20 protein-coding genes and 1 pseudogene are annotated in these 22469 nt (G+C 70.6%); 15 read left to right on the top strand and 6 right to left on the bottom strand.

What is annotated here, in order from left to right; all coding sequences use genetic code 11:
- Positions 1-360 precede the first annotated feature (360 nt).
- Entirely contained in the window at positions 361-1206 is an 846-nt protein-coding gene (locus I5071_RS43135; protein WP_236519240.1) for a hypothetical protein, read from the top strand.
- Positions 1207-1255: 49 nt separating this feature from the next.
- On the opposite strand, the gene I5071_RS43130 is transcribed toward I5071_RS43135, so the two are convergent.
- Positions 1256-1414 (bottom strand): hypothetical protein, encoded by a 159-nt coding sequence (locus I5071_RS43130; RefSeq protein WP_236519239.1) that lies wholly within the window; start codon positions 1412-1414, stop codon positions 1256-1258.
- A complete protein-coding gene (locus tag I5071_RS43125) occupies positions 1411-1749 on the bottom strand; it encodes an HPF/RaiA family ribosome-associated protein (RefSeq protein ID WP_236519238.1) in 339 nt (112 codons plus the stop codon). Before I5071_RS43125 ends, I5071_RS43130 begins: the two co-directional genes overlap by 4 nt.
- A 199-nt stretch (positions 1750-1948) precedes the next feature.
- On the opposite strand from I5071_RS43125, the gene I5071_RS43120 reads away from it, so the two are divergent.
- Complete coding sequence (locus I5071_RS43120) at positions 1949-2413, top strand: response regulator (protein ID WP_236519237.1); 465 nt, start codon at positions 1949-1951, stop codon at positions 2411-2413.
- A complete protein-coding gene (locus tag I5071_RS43115) occupies positions 2410-2760 on the top strand; it encodes an OsmC family protein (protein WP_236519236.1) in 351 nt (116 codons plus the stop codon). Before I5071_RS43120 ends, I5071_RS43115 begins: the two co-directional genes overlap by 4 nt.
- Here I5071_RS43115 and I5071_RS43110 read toward each other — a convergent pair.
- The 3 genes from I5071_RS43110 to I5071_RS43100 all read right to left on the bottom strand — a co-directional run bounded on the left by I5071_RS43110 (position 2726) and on the right by I5071_RS43100 (position 8182).
- Complete coding sequence (locus I5071_RS43110; protein ID WP_236519235.1) at positions 2726-5839, bottom strand: kelch repeat-containing protein; 3114 nt, start codon at positions 5837-5839, stop codon at positions 2726-2728. The two genes, I5071_RS43115 and I5071_RS43110, sit on opposite strands and share 35 nt — an antisense overlap.
- Before the next feature lie 248 nt (positions 5840-6087).
- Complete coding sequence (locus tag I5071_RS43105; RefSeq protein ID WP_236519234.1) at positions 6088-7008, bottom strand: alpha/beta hydrolase; 921 nt, start codon at positions 7006-7008, stop codon at positions 6088-6090.
- A 31-nt stretch (positions 7009-7039) separates the two neighbouring features.
- Complete coding sequence (locus I5071_RS43100) at positions 7040-8182, bottom strand: hypothetical protein (protein ID WP_236519233.1); 1143 nt, start codon at positions 8180-8182, stop codon at positions 7040-7042.
- A gap of 279 nt (positions 8183-8461) precedes the next feature.
- Here I5071_RS43100 and I5071_RS43095 point away from each other — a divergent pair, with 279 nt between their 5' ends.
- A complete protein-coding gene (locus tag I5071_RS43095; protein ID WP_236519232.1) occupies positions 8462-9556 on the top strand; it encodes a hypothetical protein in 1095 nt (364 codons plus the stop codon).
- Between the two features lie 263 nt (positions 9557-9819).
- Positions 9820-10428 (top strand): ASCH domain-containing protein, encoded by a 609-nt coding sequence (locus I5071_RS43090; protein WP_236519231.1) that lies wholly within the window; start codon positions 9820-9822, stop codon positions 10426-10428.
- A gap of 30 nt (positions 10429-10458) precedes the next feature.
- On the opposite strand, the gene I5071_RS43085 is transcribed toward I5071_RS43090, so the two are convergent.
- A complete protein-coding gene (locus I5071_RS43085) occupies positions 10459-12057 on the bottom strand; it encodes a Na+/H+ antiporter (RefSeq protein ID WP_236519230.1) in 1599 nt (532 codons plus the stop codon).
- Positions 12058-12139: 82 nt separating this feature from the next.
- Here I5071_RS43085 and I5071_RS43080 point away from each other — a divergent pair, with 82 nt between their 5' ends.
- The 10 genes and pseudogenes from I5071_RS43080 to I5071_RS43030 all read left to right on the top strand — a co-directional run bounded on the left by I5071_RS43080 (position 12140) and on the right by I5071_RS43030 (position 22197).
- Positions 12140-13033 (top strand): NAD(P)-dependent oxidoreductase, encoded by an 894-nt coding sequence (locus tag I5071_RS43080; protein ID WP_236519229.1) that lies wholly within the window; start codon positions 12140-12142, stop codon positions 13031-13033.
- A gap of 99 nt (positions 13034-13132) precedes the next feature.
- Positions 13133-14161 carry an AAA family ATPase gene (locus I5071_RS43075; RefSeq protein WP_236519228.1) on the top strand — a complete coding sequence of 343 codons (1029 nt, stop codon included), beginning with the start codon at positions 13133-13135 and terminating at the stop codon, positions 14159-14161.
- Positions 14161-14409 (top strand): annotated as a pseudogene (locus tag I5071_RS47125) (DUF58 domain-containing protein); the annotation flags it as partial. The gene I5071_RS43075 and the pseudogene I5071_RS47125, both read left to right, overlap by 1 nt.
- A gap of 34 nt (positions 14410-14443) precedes the next feature.
- Positions 14444-15400, top strand: coding sequence for a HAMP domain-containing sensor histidine kinase (locus I5071_RS43065; RefSeq protein WP_236519227.1), 957 nt, complete (start codon positions 14444-14446; stop codon positions 15398-15400).
- A gap of 431 nt (positions 15401-15831) precedes the next feature.
- Positions 15832-16383 (top strand): energy transducer TonB, encoded by a 552-nt coding sequence (locus I5071_RS43055; protein ID WP_236607730.1) that lies wholly within the window; start codon positions 15832-15834, stop codon positions 16381-16383.
- Positions 16296-17081, top strand: a complete 786-nt coding sequence (locus tag I5071_RS43050) for a MotA/TolQ/ExbB proton channel family protein (protein WP_236519226.1) — start codon at positions 16296-16298, stop codon at positions 17079-17081. The genes I5071_RS43055 and I5071_RS43050 overlap by 88 nt, the downstream gene beginning before the upstream one ends.
- Complete coding sequence (locus I5071_RS43045) at positions 17078-17491, top strand: ExbD/TolR family protein (protein WP_236519225.1); 414 nt, start codon at positions 17078-17080, stop codon at positions 17489-17491. The genes I5071_RS43050 and I5071_RS43045 overlap by 4 nt, the downstream gene beginning before the upstream one ends.
- A complete protein-coding gene (locus I5071_RS43040; protein WP_236519224.1) occupies positions 17491-17943 on the top strand; it encodes an ExbD/TolR family protein in 453 nt (150 codons plus the stop codon). Before I5071_RS43045 ends, I5071_RS43040 begins: the two co-directional genes overlap by 1 nt.
- Before the next feature lie 188 nt (positions 17944-18131).
- Positions 18132-21317 (top strand): TonB-dependent receptor, encoded by a 3186-nt coding sequence (locus tag I5071_RS43035; protein WP_329611118.1) that lies wholly within the window; start codon positions 18132-18134, stop codon positions 21315-21317.
- 16 nt (positions 21318-21333) lie between these two features.
- Complete coding sequence (locus tag I5071_RS43030; protein ID WP_236519222.1) at positions 21334-22197, top strand: hypothetical protein; 864 nt, start codon at positions 21334-21336, stop codon at positions 22195-22197.
- The last annotated feature ends 272 nt before the right edge of the window (positions 22198-22469 follow it).

The following is a 22469-nucleotide window of genomic DNA, read 5'->3' as shown; positions in this document are numbered from 1 at the left end:
TACGGATCCACCACCCTCCGGGATGGTCCGACCCGCAACGCTTACGGATCTCACCACCCTCCGGGTTGGTCGATCCGCAACGCTTACGGATCTCACCACCCTCCGGGTTGGTCGATCCGCAACGCTTACGGATCCCACCACCCTCCGGGTTGGTCGACGCCGCGACCTCCCGGCTCGCTCCACCCCGGGTGTCGCTCCCCGCTCGTCGCTCGCGCTTTCGGCATCTCTGCGCGCGCTCGACGCGAGACTTCTCGGTCGCACGCAACGCCGGGCAGCTCGGTCCGACACCCAGGCTCGCAAGGCGATGGTCACGGTGACTCTCGCCCTCTGCACTCCCGTTCCCACGCAGACGAGCCAGCCATGCCGAGCCCGACCCGTACCGTCGAGATGATCTACAACCCCGAGCCCATCACCTTCGGCACCTACGTCGACGGTGTGCGCATCCAGGCGCGACACGCGAAGTCCATCGCGGGCTCGCTGCGCGTGAACGCACCCACGGACCTCGCTCGCGCGGGCGTCGACCAGCTCGAGCGCATCGAGGACCTCGCGGTGCACGTCGACGACATCCAGACCGAGCGCCAGGTGACGGCGGCGGTGCGCCCGTCGTTCGAGGACTTCCGCGCGGCGTGGGGCGGGATGAGCGAGGCGCTCATGAGCAAGGCGCGTCTCCCCGCGTCGCTCAGCCCGAACGGCGCACGCGCGGGCAAGCTCCACGCGCGGCTCTTCCCCGAGGGCCACGGGTTCATCACGTTCGACGCGCACGCCGCGTGGTCGGAGGGAGATCGCGTGCTGCGCGTCATCCACCAGCAGGACCTGAAGGCCGCGATCGACGAGCTCGCGGGGCCCGAGTACCACCCCTCGGCGAAGAAGGCGACCAACGCGCTGCGCGAGGCGCTCGGTGTCGGCGAGACGCCGCGCGAGACGCCCAGCACGACGCGCCTTCAGCACGCGATGCAGCGCTTCTCGCGCGCGCTCGGGCGCTACGCGCGCATCGTCGCGTCGGATGTCGATCTCGACGACGCCGCGTCGGTCGAGCGCTTCCGCAAGGCGGTGATGGTCCCCTTCGATCAGTTCCGCACCCGCCGCACCACCAGCGGTGAGGTCGAGGGCGAGGAACCGGCGACCGATCCGCCGAGCGAGCCCATGCAGCCCGTGATCCCGACGCCCGGGCCTGCGCTGCCGAGCCCCTTCATCGACGAGACCTGAACGAGAGGCGCGCGTCCCCACCGGGTCGCGCGCCTCTCGTCGTTTTCGCTCAGCGCTTGCCGCCGGTCGGGGTCCAGGGCGGCGGATCGCTCGCCGGGAACGAGTCGGCGAGGATGCGATCGATCGACTCCTCGCGCCTGGCTTCGCGCGCCTGCTTCGTCTCGCCCTCGTCGCGCGGAGGGCTCGGCCTCCGCGGAACGTCGGTCACGTCGTCGCCTCCAGCCCAGGCGCGCGGCGCGCGACGTGGAGACGTCCGACGCGCCTCGCGGTCGCGCTCGAGATCTTGGCGCCGGCTCGATCGACCGACGCGTACGCGTCCGAGGTCACGGCGCGCACGACGATCGGCTCCTCGCCGGGCGCGCGCGCGATCACGCGGCACTCGAGGTCCTCGCCGCCCTTCGGGCCGTTCAGATCCGTGAGGTGCACGTCGACGCGATCGACACGCTCCTGGAACCGGCGGACCGCGAAGCCGATCCGCCGCTCACAGTGCATCCGCAGCGCCTCGCTGACGTCGACGCCGTGTCCGTGGACCACTACCTCCATGAGTCCTCCTTTTCCCCCCGACATCCACTCTGGGGAGACTCGGCGCGGGCGGCCAATACGAAGACCGAGCGGATCCCATCGAGAAACTCGATGGCCCTGGCCCATGGAGAAAAGCGAAGGGCGCGCCGCAGATTATCTGTTGGGCGATCCCGCTGGCCGTCACCAGATGTCCTCCTCGACGACGAGAGGAGGAGTCGAAATGAACGTGTGGTCCGAGACGAAGCCGGAGGCCTTCGGCCTAAGTGTGCTCCGTGCGCCGGTGCGCGAGCTCGTCGCGGTGGTCGACGAGGACGCGTGGAGCGCGCGGCGGGTGGAGATGTTGGTGAGCAAGCTGGGCGCTCGGGTGCTGACGTTCGCGTCGCCGCTCGAGGCGCTGCGCATGCTGCCGAGGCTCGCCGCCGACGTGCTGGTCGCGCAGCGAGACATGCGGGAGCTCGACGTGCTCGAGCTGCTCGCGCAGATGCGGGCCGCGGGCGCGCGGCGACGGCCGGGGCTCGTGCTGCTCGCCGACGATCCCTCGAGCGTGAGCGCGCCCGAGATCGCGCTCGCCGATGCGATCACCACGCGGCCGGCGTGCGATCACGATCTGCCGCGCGCGCTGCGGATCGCGCGGCGCCGCCGACGACAGGAAGCGCGCGGCCTCGCGGCGACGGTGCTGCAATGACGCTGCGGACCTTCGTACGAACGCACCTGTTCCGCGACGAGACGTGGAGCGAGGGCGAGGCGCGCCCGCGCGAGCTGCTGCTCGCCGCGCTCGGCGCGTGCACGGGGCGCGCGATCGAGGCGCTCGCGCGGCGACGCGCGTGGGACCTCGGCGACGTCGCGATCGAGATCTCGCACGTCGAGCGCGACGGCAGGACGGGCATCGGACGGCTGGTGCACGTCGACGCGGCGCTCGACGACGCGCAGCGCGCCGAGCTCGAGCGCGCATGCGAGGACACCCCGGTGACGCGCGTGCTGTCGCGCGGCGCGAGGATCACGACCCGGGTGCTGACGACGGAGACCGTGTGACGGGCGCGTCGGCCGAGCGCCGCCGGCGACGCGCCAGGAGCGTGAGCGCTCCGAAGAGAAGCGCGACGGGCGCCGAGCGCGAGCGCGAGCCCGTCGCTCGACAGCCACAGCTCGAAGTGGGCGCAGGGGGGTCGAGCGATGCGTCGGTGTTTATGCTTGCCGCATCGAAGCCCGCGTCGAGCTCGTCGTCCGAAGCATCGACGGGCACCCCCGCGTCGGCGACGAGCGCGGCGTCGAGCACCTGCATGCCCGAGTCGGGAGCTTCGGGAACGCAGCCCTCGCCGTCGCACTCGTACCCGGCCGCGCAGTGCTCGTCGGTCGAGCAGCGGACGAGGCACCTCGACTCGCCGCATGCGAAAGGCTCGCAGGCTCGCTCGGCCGCCGGCGGGCAGGCGAGCGACGCTCCGTCGCAGCGGGATTCGCTCTCCACACCCGACGCGCAGCGCGCGGTCCCGCACGGTGTGCCGCTGGTCGCGACGCGCGCTACGCATCGGGCGCTCGCTCCGACCACGCCGACGCACGCGTCCGGGACGTCGCATGCCTCCGTTGCGTTCGGACCACACACCGACCCTTCGGCGCGAGCCGAGTCGAGCGGGCAGACGGCGGAAGTGCCCGTGCAGAGCTCCGGCGAATCGCACTCGTTCGCGGCTGATCTGCACTCCGCACCGGCCGCGGCGAACGCGTTCACCGGGCAGAAGGGATCGAGCCCACTGCAGAGCTCCGCGACATCGCACGTGTCTCCGGCGGCGCGACACTCGGTGGCCGCCGGGACCAGAACGTCGTCGGGACACGCGGCGCCGATTCCGGCGCAGCGTTCGGCGATATCGCAGTCCCCGCGCTGCGCGCGACACACGATGGCCGCGCCGGCGAACGCGTCATCACCGCACGAAGCGCTGCTGCCGGAGCACGTCTCCGCGACGTCGCACGGGCCCGCCGCGGCACGACACTCCGTACCGTTCGGAGCGAGAACGTCCGCCGGACATGCGGCGCTGGCGCCGGAGCAGCGCTCCGCGACATCGCACACGCCCGTCGCCGCACGGCATTCCGTGCCCGTCGAGACGAACGCGTCCCGCGGACACGCCGCGGAGGTCCCGGTGCAGTGCTCCGTGACGTCACAGATGTCCGCCGCAGCGCGGCACTCGACGCCGGACGGAGCGAAGCCGTCTTCGGGACAGTCCGCGCTCGTTCCGGTGCACTCCTCCGCCGCGTCACAGAGCCCGACAGCAGGGCGGCACTCGATGCCTGCCGGCGCGAGGACGTCGGGCGGGCACGCAGCGGTCACGCCGTCGCACACCTCGGCGGCGTCGCACGCCGCGCCCGGCCGGCAGAGCGTGCCCGCGACCTCGATTCGGCAGAGCGCAGAGCAGCAGTCGCCGTTCTGCCGATTGCCGTCGTCGCATCCCTCGCCGGAGTCGAGCGTCCCGTTGCCACACGCGTCCTCGACGAGGATCTCCGACGACGAGAGGCTCACTCGATCACCTCGGCCCCCGACGACGATCACGCGTCCGCCTGGAAGGAGCGCGGCGGCATGATCGGAACGGCCCTGAGTCATCGAGGGCCCCGCCCGGAACGAACCGGTTGCGGGCACGTAGATCTCGGTCGACGCCATTCCGACTTCCGAGAGACCGACTCCTCCGGCGACGAGCACGGTCCCGTCGGGCAGCGATGTGGCCGTGTGGTAGTCGCGCGGCGCGGCGAGGCCGCCGGTCGGCGTCCAGCGGTTCGAAGTCACGTCGTAGATCTCGGCGCTGGTGGTGCGCCCGAGGGTGCTGAGACCTCCGACGACGAGCACCCGGCCGTCCGGAAGCAGCGCTGCACGGTGGCGGCACCGTGCAAGCGACAGACTCGCCACGACGGCCCAGGTATTCGTCCCGGGATCGAAGATCTCGGCGGTCGCAGTCAGTCCGTCCTGCTGCGATCCGCCCGCAACGAGCACCCGCCCGTCGAGCAGTCGCGTGGCGGTATGCCAGAACCGCCCGTGGTTCAACGTACCGGCCGATCTCCAGGTGTCGGTGGTCGGTTCGTATCGCTCGGCGGCGGTCACGGGCATCGTTCCGCTCCATCCGCCGCTCACGAGAACGGTGCCGTCCGTGAGCTCCGTCGCGGTGTGTTGCCATCGTCGACCGGCTCTCGTGGGAGCGACCTCGGTCCACTCCATCGCGGCGGGGTCGAATCGCTCGACGCGACCGGTGAGCAAGCTGCCTACCGCCAGCAGGCGACCGTCGGGAAGAACGGAGATGGTGTGGCCGCTGCGCTCCACGATGAGCGAGGGCGCGGGCGACCAGAGGCTCGTCCCGATGTCGTACCGTACGGCGCGTTTCTGCTCGAAGCCGCCGGCGTGTCTCGCGCCGACCACGAAGACGGCGTCCGGAAGCACTGCGATCGGATCCGCGGTCTCGCCGGCGGTCCAGACGTCGGGCATCACGCCAGTCGGCGTCCAGACCGGATCCACCAGCACGCGCCGCCCATCGGCATCTGCGTAGAGCGCGAGCAGTCCGTCTTCGACTGCCAGCCGCACGGGAACGGCCTCGCCGTCCGCAGCCCACGCACTGGGCGCGGTGACACGAGCTCGCGCGACTCCCGCTGCGTCGAGGACGTCGATGCCCCACTCCCCCGCGCGCACCGAGCCGTTCTCGATCTCCCAGGTCACGACGGGCGCGTCGCCGTGCGCGAGACCGGCGTCCACGTCGATCCACTCCTCGACGGCACCCCCCGCCGCGCTCCAGTACGCACGACCATCCTCGCGCCGCCATCCGATGGTCCCGCGAAGCGGGGACGGCGCACCGAGCGCACCACGCTCGCGGACCCGAAGCACCGTTCCGTCGGCGAAGCGAATCTCGCATCGTCCGGCATCGTCCAGCGTCACCGAGGGCCGACTCGGTCTGGCGTCGCGCGCCGCAAGGCGGAGGCCGCCGCGCACTGGCTCGATCGAGACGGGCGCGCCGAGCACCGCTTCCTCGTGTGGGCCGTAGACGGAGAGCGGCGATGCCGAGTCGGACGAAGGATCCGAGTCGCGCCCGCACGCCGTCGTGAGGCTCGCGACCGAGAGGAGCAGGAGCGCCTGGAGTTCTCGATTCACGGTGCGCGCAGGGTACACGTCGAGCGATCTCGCGTGTCGAGCGCGCCGTCCGGCGGTGCTGCACGCGGACGCTGCGGAAAACGCGAGAGCGCTGGAACAGCGCACGACGTGCTCCTGCCAGGGCGCGAAGTGGCCATCGTGCACAACGCGAAGGCGCCGCTCGCCGTGCTCGAGCGACTCACCGGCGACGCCGACGAGCTCGTCGCGAGCCGTGCACGCGAGCGACTCGCGTTCCGGCGGTGATTCGATCAGCGCGGGCCGAGGTGCGCGCGCAGGAACGCCACCTGGTCGGCGGCCACCTGCTCGAACGCGTCGCCGTGATAGAGGTCGAAGTGGCCGACGGGGTACGTGCGGATGTCGACGCGCGCCGCGCCCTTCGCCTTCGCACGGATGAAGTCCGCGGAGACCTCGAGGTCGTGCTCGGCCAAGCAGATCAGGATGGGCGCCTTCACGCGCTCGAACGTGCCGCTGCGGTAGCGCGGCGCGCCGAGCAAGAAGCGCGCGGCGACGCGGTTCTGCCAGGTCGGACTGCCCTCGGCGACACGACGGAAGCGTGGCGCGAGCTCGGGATCCGTGAAGAACGCCTCGCCGGGCTCGCCGTAGACTCCGAGGTAGAGCGGGTCCGCGCGGCGCGCGGCACGTGAGAGGTCGCGCAGCGCTGCGCCGACGAGTCGGAGCGTGATCGCGACGGTGCGAGCACGGCTGACCCCGGCGCGCTTCCGCTTCTCCTCGACGTTCGCGCCGGACAGCGCGTCGATCGCGGGCATGTTCAGGATCAGCGCAGCGAGGTCCGGGTCGTCGGCCGCGACGGTGAGCGCATGGCTCCCGCCGAGCGAGGTCCCCCACAGCGCGACTCGACGCGGATCGATGCGCGGGTCGCGCCGCGCGTGGGCGAGCGCTGCAAGGAGATCGGCGCGCTGCTCGCCCACGTCGACGATCTGCCGCGGCGCTCCCCCGCTCTCGCCGAGATGGCGATAGTCGAACGCCAGCGCCGCGATGCCGGCCGCGGCGAAGCGCCGGCAGAAGTCCGGGAGGATCCAGTCCCGCGTGCCCGAGAAGCCGTTGGCGAGCACCACGCACGGCCAGCGCTCCCCGACTGCGTCGGGCAAGTACCAGGTCGCCGCGCAGCGCTCGCCGCGGGACTCGAACGATGTCGTCTCGATCGCCATCGCCGGTTTCTACAACACGGCGAGGCGATCCTCAGAACGGATCGCCGCCGCAGCAGCTCGAGCAGTCCTGTCCCTCGCACCAGCCGTTGCGGCAACGATCGATGATCGTGCACGGATCGCCGTCGTCGCAGGCGCGGCCGTTCTGATCGCGCGAGCACGCCTCGACGTCGACGCGGGTGCGGACCTGGACGCACGCGCCCGCCTGGCAGTGCGTCGACTGGCAGCTCCGCTCGCGGCTCGCGTCGTCGTCGCAGTCGTCGCTGTAGTCGCACTCGCCGTACGCGCCGCAGTTGTCGGGCGCGCACTGGGTGCCCTCGGTCACGCGGTTGCAGGTCTGGGCGTCGGCGTACGCGGTGCCGAGCACGCACGCGCCCGCGGCGCAGACGCGGGGGCGGCAGGTGCGCGAGCGAGTGCCGAGGTCGTCGCACGCGTGGTCGTACGCGCACTCGGTGAAGCCGTCGCACTCGGGATCGGCACAGGCATCGCCCTCGGTGTCGCGCACGCACGCCTGGGTCTCGGTGCGCTCGGTGACCGAGCAGGTGCCGCCCGCGCAGACGCTCTCGGTGCACGTGCGGGTCTGCTCGCCGCTTCCGTCGCACGCGTCGGCGAAGCCGCCGCACTCCGACCACTCGCCGCACCCTGCGGGCGCGCACGCGGTGCCTTCGGTGTCGCGGGTGCATTCCTCGCTCTCGATGCGCTCGTCGGGGACGCACGCGCCCTCGGTGCACGCGAATCGACGCGAGTGGCGCTCGCGCGTGCCCGCGACGTCGCAGGTCTCGGCGAACTCGCAGTCGCTCCAGTCGCCCTCGGTCGCCGCGGGACAGTCGTCGTCGCTCTCGCAGCCGACGCAGAGGTCGCGCTGCTCGTCGCACGTCGTCGGCGCCTCGCAGGGATCGCCGGAGTGCACACACTCGCCGCCTTCACACTCGTCGGTGCCGTTGCAGACGATGCCGTCGTCGCACGAGGCCTCGCGCGCGGTGTTCTCGCAGACGCCGTCGAGGCACACGTCGCGCGTGCACTCGTTGTCGTCGTCGCACTCGGCGCTCGACGCGCAGCCGTCGCTGCCGGCGTCGTCGCGGCCGTCGCCGCTGGTGGCGGGCTTGCAGCCCGCGATGATCGCGCCGAGCGCGAGGATCGAGATCGACACGAACGAGAGGACGCGGCCTGTGATCATTCCTGTGCTTCCTGATGAGGAGAATCGACGATTGGCGAGGACGATCGCGATCCGTCACCGCGCGACGCGTTCACCCCGCAGGGCGTTCGCGAGACGAAGCAGGCGCGGGTGTCTACGTCGCGCGCGGACTCGCGGCGCCCGTGGGCGTGTCCACGCTCCTCGCGAGGTGCGCCGGTATCCGCCGGCGTCGCCGTCCGCGCGCGCGGCGGTCCACGACTCCATCGCTTCTCGGCACGGACGAGCCGCTCGGCGGCTCCGTCGCACAGGAGGTTCACGTCGATGGCGACCCGACATCGTGCTGCCTTCGCGGCAGCGCTCTGCGTACTTCCGTCTTCGCTCGCGCTCGGCGCGTGCGCGACGAACGACTCGAGCTCGCACGCTGCAGCGCTCGTCCGAGGCGACGCGCTCTACGTGGGAGACCCGGCGACCAATAGCGTTCCCTACGTGGACGCCGAGACCGGCGAGTACCTCGGGCTCTTCGTGAAGCGGAACAGCGGCGGTCTCCACGGACCGATGGGGCTCGTGTTCGCGCGGCCGAGCCCGGCGGTGCGCGGAGATCTGCTGGTCGCGAACCAGCACACGGACCGGCCGTACGCGGGCGAGATCAACGAGTACGACGGGCGCGACGGCGACTTCGTCGACGAGCTCGTGACACGACGCGACGAAGGCGGGCCCTTCGCGCCCCGCGGGATCGTGGTGGGGCCCGACGGCGTGCTGTACGTGGCGGACGTCGGTGGGCCCAGCGGTCGCGTCGCGACGTTCGACAGCACGACCGGCGAGCACCTCGGAGACCTCTCGACCGCGGGGCTCACCGCGGAGCTTCGTCCGCGCGGCGTCGTCTTCGGTCCCGACGGCGAGCTCTACGTCTCGAACAGCCCCGATCTCACCGGCGCCGGCATCCGAGGTCAGGTGCTGCGCTTCGATCCCGAGTCGGGCTTCGAGGCGGTGGTCGTCGACTGCGCCGACGCGACCTGTGATCTCCATCGCCCCGAAGGGCTCGTGTTCGGGCCCGATGGTCGGCTCTACGTCACCAGCTTTCCCGATCGCGCGAACCTGGACGACGTCGATCGGATCGTCGTCTACGAGATCGACGGAACGCTGGTCGACACGATCCCGCTGTGGGCGCCGCGTCAGCTTCGCGCCTCGGCGCAGGCGCTGATCTTCGGGCCCGAGGGCTGCCTCTTCGTCGGGATGAGCGGCTTCGCGTTCAGCGGTCAGGTGCGGCGCTACGACGTCACGAGCGGCGAGTTCGAGGTGTTCGTGCCGGCGGGCGGTCGGATCGAGTCGGCCTGGTACATGACGTTCGGTCGCACCGATCCCGCGACCCTCGCGTACCCGGGATCGAGCAGCACGAGCGACTGCGAGCTCGAGTGAGTCTTTGCCGGAGTGCTCGTCCCGCCGGTCCCGGACGGGAGCGCGCGACGCGCGCGGACGGTAGGGACCGGCGGGCGAGCCGATGTTCGAGAGTCTCTGCTGGAGTGCTCGTCCCGCCGGTCCGGACGGGAGCGCGCGAAGCGCGCGGACGGGTAGCGCGCGAAGCGCGCGAAGCGCGCGGACGGTAGGGACCGGCGGGCGAGCCGATGTTCGAGAGTCCGTGGGTCGTGCCGGCATGCGCGCGGCGGTACGCTGCCGCGCGCATGCTGCTGTTCCAGAAGCGCTTCCACGAGGGACTCACGAGTGGCGCGATCACGCTGACGTTCCGCCGGTGGGACAAGCCGCACGTGAAGGTCGGTGGGCGCTATCGCTGTCATCCGATCGGCGTGCTCGAGGTCGATCGCATCGAGCGGGTGCGGGTCTCGGAGATCACCGAGGACGACGCGGCGCGTGCCGGGTTCGACTCGCGCGACGCGCTCGTCGACTACGTGCGCACGGCGCGCGACGCGGCGCTCGACGAGAGGAGCGAGCTCTATCGGATCGAGCTCCACCACGGGGGCGACGGAGATCGCGTGACGCTCGCGCTCGAGGCCGAGCCGACGCCCGAGGAGATCGCGACCATCCGCGCGAAGCTCGCGCGGATGGACGAGGGCGGGGCGTGGACGGCGCGCACGCTGGCGCTGATCGAGAAGAACCCGCGCGTCGCGGCGTCGCAGCTCGCGAAGAAGCTCGGGCGCGAGACGCTACCGTTCAAGGTGGACGTGCGGAAGCTGAAGAAGCTCGGGCTCACCCAGAGCTTCGAGGTCGGCTACGAGATCTCGCCGCGCGGTCGGGCGTACCTCGCGGCGAAGCGTCCTCGCCGCACGAGGTGATCGCCGCGACGGCTCGGGATCGCGACGGCGTCAGTGCCCTCGCCGCGCGGAGAGCACCTGCTCTTCGAGGTCGAGCTCGCGCTCGAGGCGGCGGCGCGCGTCGTCGGTGAGCTTGCCTTCGCGCAGCAGCTCGCGGATCGCCCTTCGCTCTTCCTCGATCGCTTCGATGCGCAGCGCGGCGCCGAGGCGCTTCACGTTCAGGCCCTCGCCGAGATCGCTGGGGATGAGGCGCGCGCGCTGATCGTGGCGGCCGCGGACGAACTCGAGCGCGTCAGCCTCGATGTGGCGCTCGCCCGCGATCGTCTCGAGCTTGCGTCGCGCCGCGTCGAGCGCGGACTGGCGCGCAGCGAGCTCCTGCTCCTGCTCGACCTCTCGCTCCTGCTTCGCGCGATCCGCGAGCCCGAGTCGGACGGTGAGCGCCGGCACGAGGAGCCCCTGGCCGACGAGCGTGATGATGATGACGCCGAACGTCACGACGAGGATCAGCTCGCGCCCCGGGAACTCCGCGCCCGCGTGGGTCGTGAAGGGAAGCGCGAGCGCGGCGCTGAGCGAGACGATGCCGCGCACGCCGACGAACGCGACGAGCAGCACGCCGCGCCACGGAGGCCACGCGATCGCGTGCCCCATCGCGCGCTCGACCCACACCGAGACGTACGCGGTGGGGAAGACGTACGCGAAGCGGCTGAGCACGAGGATCGCGGTGACGATCAGGGTCGCGCTCAGCAGCTGCGCGACGTCGGCCGTCTCGAGCCCGTCGACGATCGTGCGGACCTGCAGCCCGGTGTAGAGCAGCACGAGGCCCTCGATGACGTACATGCCGAGGTCCCAGAAGAAGATGCCCTGCACCCGTGTCGCCGCGGAGATGAGGATCGGACCGTTCCAGCTGACGTAGAGGCCCGCGGTGATCGTCGCGATGACGCCCGAGCCGCCGAGCTCCTCGGGGACCCAGAACGCGGCGTAGGGCATGAGCATCGAGATCACGATCTCGAGGTGGGGATCGGCGAGCCAGCGGCGCAGGCGGAGCCCGGCCCAGCCGACCGCGATGCCCCAGAGCGGCTCGCAGGTGACGATGAGCGAGAACGTCGCGAGCACCTCGCCGACCGAGAACGCTCCGGCCGCGACCGCGGCGACCGCGAAGCGATAGAGCACGAGCGCGGTGCCGTCGTTGGCGAGGCCCTCGCCTTCGAGGATCACCAGCACGTCGCGCGGGATGCCGAGGTGTCGTGCGATCGCGATCGGCGCGAGGGTGTCGGGCGGCGCGACGATCGCGCCGAGCACGAAGGCGAGCGCCCAGTCGAGGCCGAGGAAGAAGTGCGCGACCGCGGCGACGGTGCACATCGTGAACACGACGCAGCCGACGGCGAGCAAGCCGATCGAGCGGATGTTCGCGCGGAACTCGCGCCAGCTCATGTTGACGCCGGCGTCGTAGATGATCGGCGGCAGCACGATCAGCAGCACGAGCTCGGGCACCAGCTCGAAGCGCGGGACGCCGGGGACGAGCGCGAGCCCGCCGCCCGCGACGACGGTGAGGATCGATGGCGCGACGCGCAGCCGCCGCGCGACCACGCCCACGACGACGAGCACGGCGAGCAGCGCCACCAACGCTCTCAGCGCCGACGTCTCGGTCATCCGCTCTCCTCACGTAGGCGCGCCCTCGGTCGTCCACCTCGCGCGATTTGAGGCAGAGCGGGGCGAGCCTATCGGCGTGCTCATGACTGCGAGACCGACGGTGGCGTTCCTGGGCCTGGGTCACATGGGGCGCGGGATGGTGGCGAGCCTGCAGCGTGCGGGTCTGGGGGTTCGGGCGTGGAACCGCACGCCGGGACGCGTGGCGCCGTCGGACGGTCTCGAGCTGTGCGCGACGCCGCGCGAGGCGGTCCGCGACGTGGCGCTCGTCATCACGTCGCTGGCCGACGACACCGCGGTGCGCGACGCGACGCTCGGGCGCGAGGGCTTCCTCGACGCGATGACGCCGGACGCGGTCCACGTCGGCACGAGCACGATCTCGTGGACGCTCGCGCAGGAGCTGAGCGACGCGCACGCGCGACGCGGGACGCACTACGTCGCGGCGCCGGTGCTCGGGCGTCCCGATGCCGCGGAGCGCGGCGCGCTCACCGTCCTCGTCGGCGGCGAGCCCGCGGTGGTGGCGCGCGCGCGGCCGATCTTCGATGCGATCGGCGGAAGCACGCTCGACACCGGCACCGCGGCGCACGCGCACCTCACGAAGATCATCGCGAACTTCGCGATCGCGAGCACCATCGAGCTCGTCGGCGAGGCGACCGCGCTCGGCGAGAAGGCGGGCATCCCGCCGGAGCGGCTCGTCGAGGTGCTCGGCAAGACGGTGGTCGCGTCGCCGATCCTGCGCGGCTACGGCGAGCGCATCGCGCGCGGCGAGCTCGAGCCCGCGGGGTTCCGGCTCGAGCTCGGCCTGAAGGACGTCTCGCTCGCGCTCGCGGCGAGCACGCAGCTGCGCGCGCCGCTGCCGATCGCCAGCCTGCTGCGCGATCACATCCTCGAGGGGATCGCGAAGGGACGCGGGCAGCAGGACTGGGCCGCGCTCGCGACGGTCGCGCGCGAAGCGGCGGGGGTGACGACGCGCGGCTGAACATGATCGTTTTGTCATGGAGCGGCCAAGGTCCGATCAGGTCCGTCTCCCAGAGTCCTCCTCGTCGTGGCGCTGCATGCCGCGCGAGGAGGACGAGAGATGCTCGAGGAGAGGACGACGCGCGCGCCGCGTGGTGCGGAGAGCCCGCACGTCGCGCTGCTGCAGCAGGCGGTGCGCGACAACTCGGCGTGGGTCGGTGATCTGCGCGCGCAGCTCGCGCGCGTGGTGGTCGGTCAGAAGGGGCTCGTCGATCGGCTGCTGCTCGCGCTGCTGACGAACGGGCACGTGCTCGTCGAGGGGCTGCCCGGTCTCGCGAAGACGCTCTCGCTGAAGGTGCTCGCGCAGGCCGTCGAGGCGGACTTCGCGCGCATCCAGTTCACGCCCGACATGCTGCCTGCCGACATCGTCGGGACGCTCGTCTACCACCCGGCGGACGGCGCGTTCGTGACGAAGCACGGGCCGGTGTTCGCGAACTTCGTGCTCGCCGACGAGATCAACCGCGCGCCCGCGAAGGTGCAGAGCGCGCTGCTCGAGGCGATGCAGGAGCGCCAGGTCACGATCGGCGATCACAGCTACGCGCTGCCGAGCCCGTTCCTCGTGATGGCGACGCAGAACCCGGTGGAGCAGGAGGGCACGTACGCGCTGCCCGAGGCCCAGCTCGACCGCTTCATGATGAAGGTCGTCGTCGGCTATCCGAGCAAGTCGGAGGAGCGCGCGATCCTCGACGCGATGGCGACGAGCGCGCCTCGGCTCGACGTCGAGCCGGTCGTCGCGCTGCACCAGATCGCGTCGGCGCGCGAGATCGTGAACGCGATCCGGGTCGACGATCGCATCAAGGACTACGTCGTCCAGCTGGTGCACGCGACGCGCAGGCCGAGCGACGTGGGGCTCGCGCTCGACCCGTGCATCCGCTTCGGTGCGTCGCCGCGCGCGACGATCGCGCTGACGCTCGCGGCGCGCGCCTGGGCGTTCCTCCACGGCCGCGCGTACGTGACGCCGCAGGACGTGAAGGCGCTCGCGTTCGACGTGCTGCGCCACCGCGTCGCGACGACCTACGAGGCCGAGGCCGAGGGGATCGGCGCGGATCGCATCATCGCCGACGTGCTCACCGCCGTGCCGGTGCCGTGATGCGCGACGTGACGGAGATCGTGCGCAAGGTGCGGCGGATCGAGCTGCGCACCGCGCGCCCGGTGACCGAGATGCTCGCGGGGCAGTACCGCTCCGTGTTCCGCGGTCGCGGCATCGACTTCGACCGGGTGCGCGAGTACGTGCCCGGCGACGACGTCCGCGTGATCGACTGGAACGTGACGGCGCGCGCCGGGCGCCCGCACGTGAAGGAGCTGACCGAGGAGCGCGAGCTGCACGTGGTGCTGCTCGTCGATCTGAGCGCGTCGGGCGAGTTCGGATCGTGTGCTCGAGGTCGGGCTGAGCGACTCGGCACGACGCGCGCTGCTGCGCGACGTGCGCACCGCGGTCGGGTGGACCGCCGGGATCGCGCTGGTGGTCGCGGTGCTCGGCGGCGCGTTCGTCACGCGCCGCGCCCTCGCGCCGCTGCGCGCGCTCGCATCGACCGCGCGCTCGGTGGTGCGGAGCGGCGATCTCTCGGCGCGCGTTCCGGTGCGCGGAACGAACGACGAGCTCGACGAGCTGGGCGAGCTGCTCAACCAGATGCTCGCGCGCAACGAGACGCTCGTCGGCGGGATGCGCGGCGCGCTCGACGACGTCGCGCGCGACCTCCGGACTCCGCTCACGAGGCTGCGCGGCTCCGCGGAGATCGCGCTGCGGGCGGGCGACACCGAGAGCGCGCAAGCGGCGCTCGCCGACGTGGTGGAGGAGAGCGATCGCGTCCTCGCGATGCTGCGCGCGCTGATGGACGTCTCGGAGGCCGAGACCGGCGTGATGAAGCTCGAGCTCGAGCCGGTCGCGATCGATGCGCTGATCGACGAGGTGGTCGATCTCTACGAGCACGTCGCCGACGAGAACGGTGTCGCAGTGGAGGTCGAGCACACGAAGGACCTCGTCGTGCGCGGCGATCGCGTGCGGCTGCGGCAGGTGATCGCGAACCTCGTCGACAACGCGCTCAAGTACACGCCGCGCGGAGGACGAGCGCGGGTGCGCGCGGCGCGCGCCGGCGAAGAGATCGAGATCGTCGTCGAGGACTCGGGGATGGGCATCGCGCCCGAGGATCTCGAACGGATCTGGGATCGCCTCTATCGCGCCGATCGCAGTCGCGCGCAGCGTGGGCTCGGACTGGGCCTCAGCTACGTCCGCGCGATCGTGCGAGCGCACGGCGGCACGGTGCAGGTCGACAGCGAGCTCGGGCGCGGCGCGCGCTTCACGGTGCGTCTTCCGTCGCACCGCGAGTGACGTGCATCGCGAGAATCGTAGTCGCGAAAATAGGACACCGTCCGTCACGACTACGCTCTTTCCAGTGATGACGGCTCTTCGATCAGTCGCTGTGAACGACGGCGAAACCGTGGGGACACAAGCAAAAACGGATGTGAGGAATCTCGTCGCTCGATGCAATAGCCAGCGACTAGTGAGTCGCGAGCTCCGAAATGCGACACCTCGTCAATCTCACGAGCACACTGACGTCGATCGCGGTTCATGCCACCGGAGTCGCAGCGGCAATCTGGCTCTCGACTGGAATCCAGACGTCCCCTCCTCCGGATGAACCCGTCACACTGACATTCTTCGATCCAGGTCCACCGCCGCCGCCGCCTCCGCCACCACCTCCTGCCGGAAGTTCAGCACCGCAATCGGAGGTGACTGCAGTGGTGCCGCAAACACCTCGTCCGGTGCGACCGCGTCGCGCGCCCGACGAGCTCGTCACTCCGACCGAGCAGCCGAGCGAGCCCGAGACGCCGGAGCCCGAAGCCGTCGAGGCTCCGGTCGAGCAAGTCGCGCATACCGAGACCGCGCCTGCAGAAGGCGCGTCGGGCACCGCGGGCGGTGTTCCCGGCGGTGTCCCGGGAGGCGTCGCGGGCGGTGTTTCCGGCGGCGTTCTCGGGGGTGTGGTGGGCGGCGTGGTCGGAGGGACCGGCACCGGCCCCGTCACGCCCGTCTTCATGCCGAGCGACATGTCGCCGCCGCGTCTCGTGTCCGGCGAGCAGCCGGGCCACACGCCGCAAGCACTGAGCGCGCGTGTCGAAGGAACGATGATCCTGCGAATCGCCATTCGGCCCGACGGCACGGTGGGCGAGGTGCAGGTCGTTCGTGGTCTGGCGCTGCTGACCGAGCACGTCGTCGCGACGGTGTCGCGATGGCGTTTTGCTCCGCCCGTGTACCAGGGGCGTCCGATTTCCATCTACCTCACACAGCGCCTCCGATTCGAGATCACCGGGAGATAACCGTGGAAACTGGATTCGCAGAAATCTGGGAGACGATGGGGCCTGTCGCCAAGGCCGTCATGATCTCTCTCCTCCTGATGTCCGTCGTCGTCATGTCGATCACGATCCAGCGGGCGATTGCGCTGCTGATGCTCCGCCGCGCCGGTGCCGGCTACGAAGCGCAGGTGACGCCGCTGATCGCGAAAGGCCAGCTCGACGAGGCGGCGACGGTGCGAGTCGCGCGCCCGACCCCGGTCGGCAACGTCATCAAGGCGGGCCTCTCGGAGTACGTCGACACGCGTGCCGATGCGCCGTCGACGACCGAATTGATCGACGTGGTCAAGTCGCGTCTCGACAAGACGGTCGGAGTCGAGATGGACCAGCTCCGCAAGGGGCTCGGCGTGCTCGCGACGATCGGATCGATCGCGCCGTTCGTCGGCCTCTTCGGCACGGTCGCGGGCATCGTCACGTCGTTCGAGGGCATCGCGGCGACCGGCGGAGGTGGCCTCACGGCGGTGTCGGCGGGCATCGCCGAGGCGCTGGTCGCGACCGCGCTCGGGATCCTCGTCGCGATCCCCGCAGTGGTGTTCTTCAACTATTTCTCGGCCAAGCTGCGCACGGTCGAGTCGTCGCTCGAGGACGCGTCCGCCCTGCTGATCAACGGCGTGCGCAAGGCGGGCTGGATCGGGACGCGCTCACTGCCGGAAGCGGCCGAATGAGACCGCGCGCGCGCACCGAGGATCCGCGTCCGGAGATCAACATCACTCCGCTCGTGGATGTGGTCCTCGTCCTGCTGATCATCTTCATGGTCGTCACTCCATATCTCGAGAACGCCGTCGAGCTGGAGCTGCCCGAGGCCGATCACGCGGAGACGGCCGATCCATCCGACGAGGCGCGCTCGATCTCGATCACCCGCGACGGGCGGACGTTCCTCGGCCGCGACGAGGTGTCGGAGACGGAGCTGCTCGCGGTGGTCGACGGCCACCTCCAGGGCTCGCAGAGCGCGCCCATCCTGGTGCGCGCGGACGAGCAGGTGGCCTATCGCAACGTGCGTCAGGTGTTCGAGTCCCTGCGCTCCCGCGGCGCGCGCGCCGTCGCCCTGGCGACCGACGCCGGAGGAGCGGACTGATGGGCATGTCGGTGCAATCGGGGGGTGGACGCGGCGGCGAGCCGACTCCCGACATCAACATCACGCCGCTCGTCGACGTGGTGCTCGTCCTCCTGATCATCTTCATGGTGATCGCGCCGATGCTCACGCCGGATCTCGACGTGAGCCTGCCGAGCGAGCCCTCCGATCACGAGCCTCCGCCCGACGGAGATCCGATCGTCGTCGAGGTCACGGCATCGGGCGCGTTCGAGATCGCCGGGCAGCCGGTGGCGCGCGAGGCCGCGACTGCGACGCTGCGCGGATTGCTCGATTCCGCGAGCGATCGCGTGGTGTTCGTCCGCGTGCACGACGACGCGATGTTCCGTGACGCGATCGCCGCGATGGACGTCGCGCGCGGAGCCGGTGCCGAGCAGGTGGGCACGGTCCTCGACCGCCCGGCCGCAGTCTCGCAGTCCGCCGGCGAAACGAACTGAGTCCTTGCCGGAGTGCTCGTCCCGCAGGGCCCGGACGGGAGCGCGCGAAGCGCGCGGACGGTAGGGACCGGCGGGCGAGCCGATTGTTGGAGAGTCTTCGAGACGACTGCGCGGCAAGCGAGTCGCGCAATCCGAGAGAGATCCCGTCCAGCTCGATTCCCGCACTCGGGGCTCGGGTCGAAGCCGACGTGTGTCCGAGATCGACTCGGTCGCTCGTCGTCGTCGACTCACGCCCTCGACGTGCCTTCACCCCGGAGCCAATCGTGAACAGTCAAACCTCGAGTCGACGTACCGAGCACGTCCTGCTCGGTGCGCTCGCCGTCCTGTCGTACGTCGCCCACGCGCTGGATCCCGGACCAGCGCTCGCCCAACGGACGGGGGGCAGCATCCGCGGTCGCGTGCTGCGCGCGGGCGACGAGTCGGCGGTGGCCGACGTGGTCGTCTATGCGGTCAGCCCGAGCCTGCAGGGCGAGCAGATCGCAGTGACGGAGTCGGACGGCACGTTCACGTTCACGCTGCTTCCGCCCGGCGCGTACGTGCTGCGATTCGAGGGAGACGGATATCGAGCGGCGAGCGTGGCCGACGTCGAGGTGCGGCTCGGACAGACGACGCCGGTGCGGCTCGGGCTCGTGCCGACGAGCATCGAGGCCGAGGAGATCGTGGTGCAGAGCGAAGCGCCGACGATCAGCCGCGGCTCGGCGCAGACGAGCGCGAGCCTGGACGACGATCTGCTGCGCATCGCGCCGCAGCCGCGGCGCTTCAGCGACGCGATCGAGCAGGTCGCGCCGGGCACGACGGTCGAGCCGCGTGGCGCGGGGCGCGGGATCTCGGTGCTGGGTGCGACCGGCCTCGAGAACTCGTACATCATCGACGGCCTCAACGTGACCGGCGTCGGGTTCGGCAACGAGCCCGTGTCCCTGCCGCCCGACTTCTTCGAGGCCATCGAGCTCAAGATCGGCGGCTACATGCCGGAGTTCGGTCGCTCGACGGGCGGCATCTTCAATCTCTCGCTGCGCCGCGGTGGCAACGACTTCCACGGCAGCGTGTTCGGCAATTTCCGGCCGGGGTTCCTCCAGGCGGATCGACTGGGCGTCTTTCGCGCCGGTGAGTCGATCCGGAGGCAGGACAGTCTGCTGATGGACATGGACTTCGGCGGGAGCCTGGGCGGTCCGATCATCCGAGATCGCCTGTGGTTCTTCGTCGGCTTCAATCCGCAGATGACGTTCACCGACGTGCACCGCATCGCCCAGGCGCGGATCGACGAGGTCACGCAGGACGAGCAGGGCAACGTGACCGCCCAGATGCCCGACGGACAGCCCGACTTCGCGCCGGGCAATCCGGCGGATCAGCGGTTCCGCGAGGTCGGCCGGCGCACCTACGGCCGCGAGGTGTTCACCTACAACGTCGTGGGCCGACTGACGCTCGCGCTCGACGCGGAGAACACACTCTCGCTCTCGTACATCGGAAATCCCGGTTCGGTCGCCGGCGTGCGCCGCGCGGTCGGTGAGTCGCGCAGCGCGAACGGAGTCAGTGGCTCGGAGGACTACTACCTCGGCGAGCGCGAGGTCGGCACGCACAACCTCGTCCTCAACTACCAAGGTCATTTCCTCGACCGCAGCCTCCAGGTCGAGGCCTTCGCGGGCGTGCACACCGAGCGCGACGTGATTCGTCCGCGCGTCGACTCGGCCGCGTTCCAGAACGTGGGATTCGAGGTCTCGCTCGACGACTACGAGCCCGGCGCGTGCCCCGACGATCCGTCGACTCCCTTCGTCGACTGCCCGGTGCGCGACTACATCTACGGCGGCACCGGGAGCTGGTTCGACGAGACGACCGATCGCTACACCTCGGGTCTCCGGCTCACGCACCTCTTCGCAGGCCATCAGATCCGCTATGGCGTCGACGTCGAGTACAAGCGGTACGCCTCGACGCGCGGCTATTCGGGCGGCTTCTTCGAGCAGCACTACGGCGCTGATGCCTTCGACGCCGAGGGCGGCGCGAACTGGCAGCGTCAGTACTTCGCGCGGCAGGATCCCGACGGGCCGCACCTCTACGGCGCGGACGGCAATGCGCCGTTCAGTGCGGTGGCGAGCACGCTGACGCTGTCGGCGTTCCTCCAGGACGTCTGGGAGATCAACGAATATCTCACCGTCAGCGGCGGCCTCCGCTGGGACTACGAGATGATCATGGACTCCGAGGGGCGCCCGGGGATCACGATCCCCGACGAGATCGCGCCCCGGCTCGGTGTGACCGTCGACCCGACGGGCGTGGGTCGGAGCCGGATCTTCGCGTCGTGGGGCTGGTTCTACGAGTCGGTTCCGCTCGACATCAACCAGCGCGCGTTCTCGGCGGAGGGCACGGCGATCTACGACGTCGGCGCGGACGGTCAGCCGGTCGGCGAGCCGCACGTGCTCGGCGGCTCGAACGCGGCGACGGTCAATCAGCTGCAGGGTCAATATCACTCCGAGATCATCCTCGGCGCCGAGTACGAGCTGATTCCCCACCTCGTCATCGGTGCGCAGGCCACCTATCGGAATCTCGAGCGCGCGATCGAGGACATCTCGCCGGACGACGGACAGCACTACTTCATCGCCAATCCGGGCGTGAACGACTGCGACGTTCCCGAGGAGTACCGCGAGCCGCTCGCGACTGCGTGCGCGGGCCCCGACGGCAGCTACGACTCGACGAGCACCGTGTTCTCGGCGCCGGTGCGCCGCTACTACGGCGTCAGCTTCACCCTGCGGAAGGACTTCTCCGACCACTGGATGATGCGCGCGTCGTACACGCTCTCGCGCGCCGAGGGGAACTACACCGGTCTCTACGCGTCGGACAACGCGCAGGCGGATCCGAACATCAGCAGCCAGTACGATCTGCCGAGCCTCGTCTACAACCGCATGGGGCCGCTCCCGAACGATCGCACGCACGTGATCCGCGTCAGCGGTGGATACGAGCTCGGCGGTCTGATGCCGGAGCTGAACGGGCTGACGGTCGGGCTCCAGTACATCGGGCGCAGCGGCACGCCGCTGAGCTACCTCGGACGTCACGAGTACTACGGCCGTCGTGAGGTGTTCATCCTGCCGCGCGGCGCGGCGGGACGGACTCCGTTCACGCACCAGGTCGACATGTCCGTCGGCTACGACATCCCGCTGACGCAGGGCATGGCGCTCAATCTGAGCGCGACCGTCTTCAACCTCTTCAATTTCCAGGAGGCGACGGAGCTCGATCAGGAGTACACGACCGGCGTCGTCCAGCCGAATCGCACCGCGGGCGCGTCGATCGACGACGTCGAGGTGTCGAGCGTCAATCCGACCTTCGGACAGGCGCGCACGCGCCAAGAGCCGCTGCGCGTCCAGCTCAGCGCCCGACTGACCTTCTGAGACGGAGGCGAGGAACATGCGACTTCGTCGAATGATGGATGTGCTCGGTGTGCTGCTGTGCCTCGGCACGGGCGCGAGCGTGGCTCGGGCCCAGGACTCGGAGGCTCCGAGGCCGCCGGTGACGATCGATGACGAGCCGTGGATGGGCACGGCCGACATCGGGATCGAAGGCGTCGTGAACGCGCCGATGAGCCGCCAGTATTATCCGGGCGGCAGCCTCGGAGTCGGCGTCTATCGCTCGCTGGCGGACGGCGTGTCCGTCGGTGCGCGGTTCCGTGCGGGATTCCTGGCCGAAGGGCAGCGAATCCACCCCGACGGCGAGCATCCCGGCGTGCTCGACTACGTCATGCTGAGCGCGGTGGTGCGACTGCGCCCCTTCCCCTCCGCGGTGCCGGATCCGCTGCGGCGCGCGAATGGGCTCTACGTGGAGCTCGCACCGTCGATCGCGGTCGCCGACGAGCAGCTCGTGGGCGCGTACTGGATCTCCGCGGGGTACGGGTTCGACGCGGGGCCGATCACGATCGGGCCGAGCGTGCGATTCACGCACTTCATCCAGTCGGGCGAGCAATTCGAGCGCTTCGGCGACAACCAGATCATCACGCTGACGGGCGGAATCGAGATCGGATTCCTCGATCGAGCGCGCGAGAGCGTCGTGGTCGCGCCGCCCGAGGTCGAGCCGGTCGAGGAGCCGATCACGATGGAGCCGGCGGTGGTCGAGCCGCCCGCGATCGTCGAGGAGCCGATCACGCCGGAGGAGGCGCTGCCTGCCGACGCGGTCGAGCCTTCTGCCGAGCCGGTCGCGCCGCCCGAGGGCGAGAGCCCTCCCGAGGTCGCGCCCGTCGAGGCGCCGGCAGCGCCGGAGCCGCCCGCGCAGCCGTGAAGCGAACGCAGTGAGAGAGCGCGAGGCCGAGGTCTCGCGCTCTCCGCGTCGCTGCAGATCGATCGCGAGACGGAACCGACGTCGTCCCGCCAATTCGATGGGACGAGCGTCGCGCGCTCGCGAGCACACGAATGACATCCAAGCAGCTCTTCGTTGGGCTCCTCGCGTTGGCACTCGCGGGCTGTGGCCGGACTCACCCGGCTCGGGACGCGGGCTCCGATCCACCGTTCGATGCAGGCGCATCGTTCGACGCGGCGTCGTCGGATGACGAT

The sequence above is a fragment of the Sandaracinus amylolyticus genome, assembly GCF_021631985.1.
Lineage (GTDB): Bacteria > Myxococcota_A > Polyangia > Polyangiales > Sandaracinaceae > Sandaracinus > Sandaracinus amylolyticus_A.
This window is presented reverse-complemented; position numbering and strand designations above follow the sequence as displayed.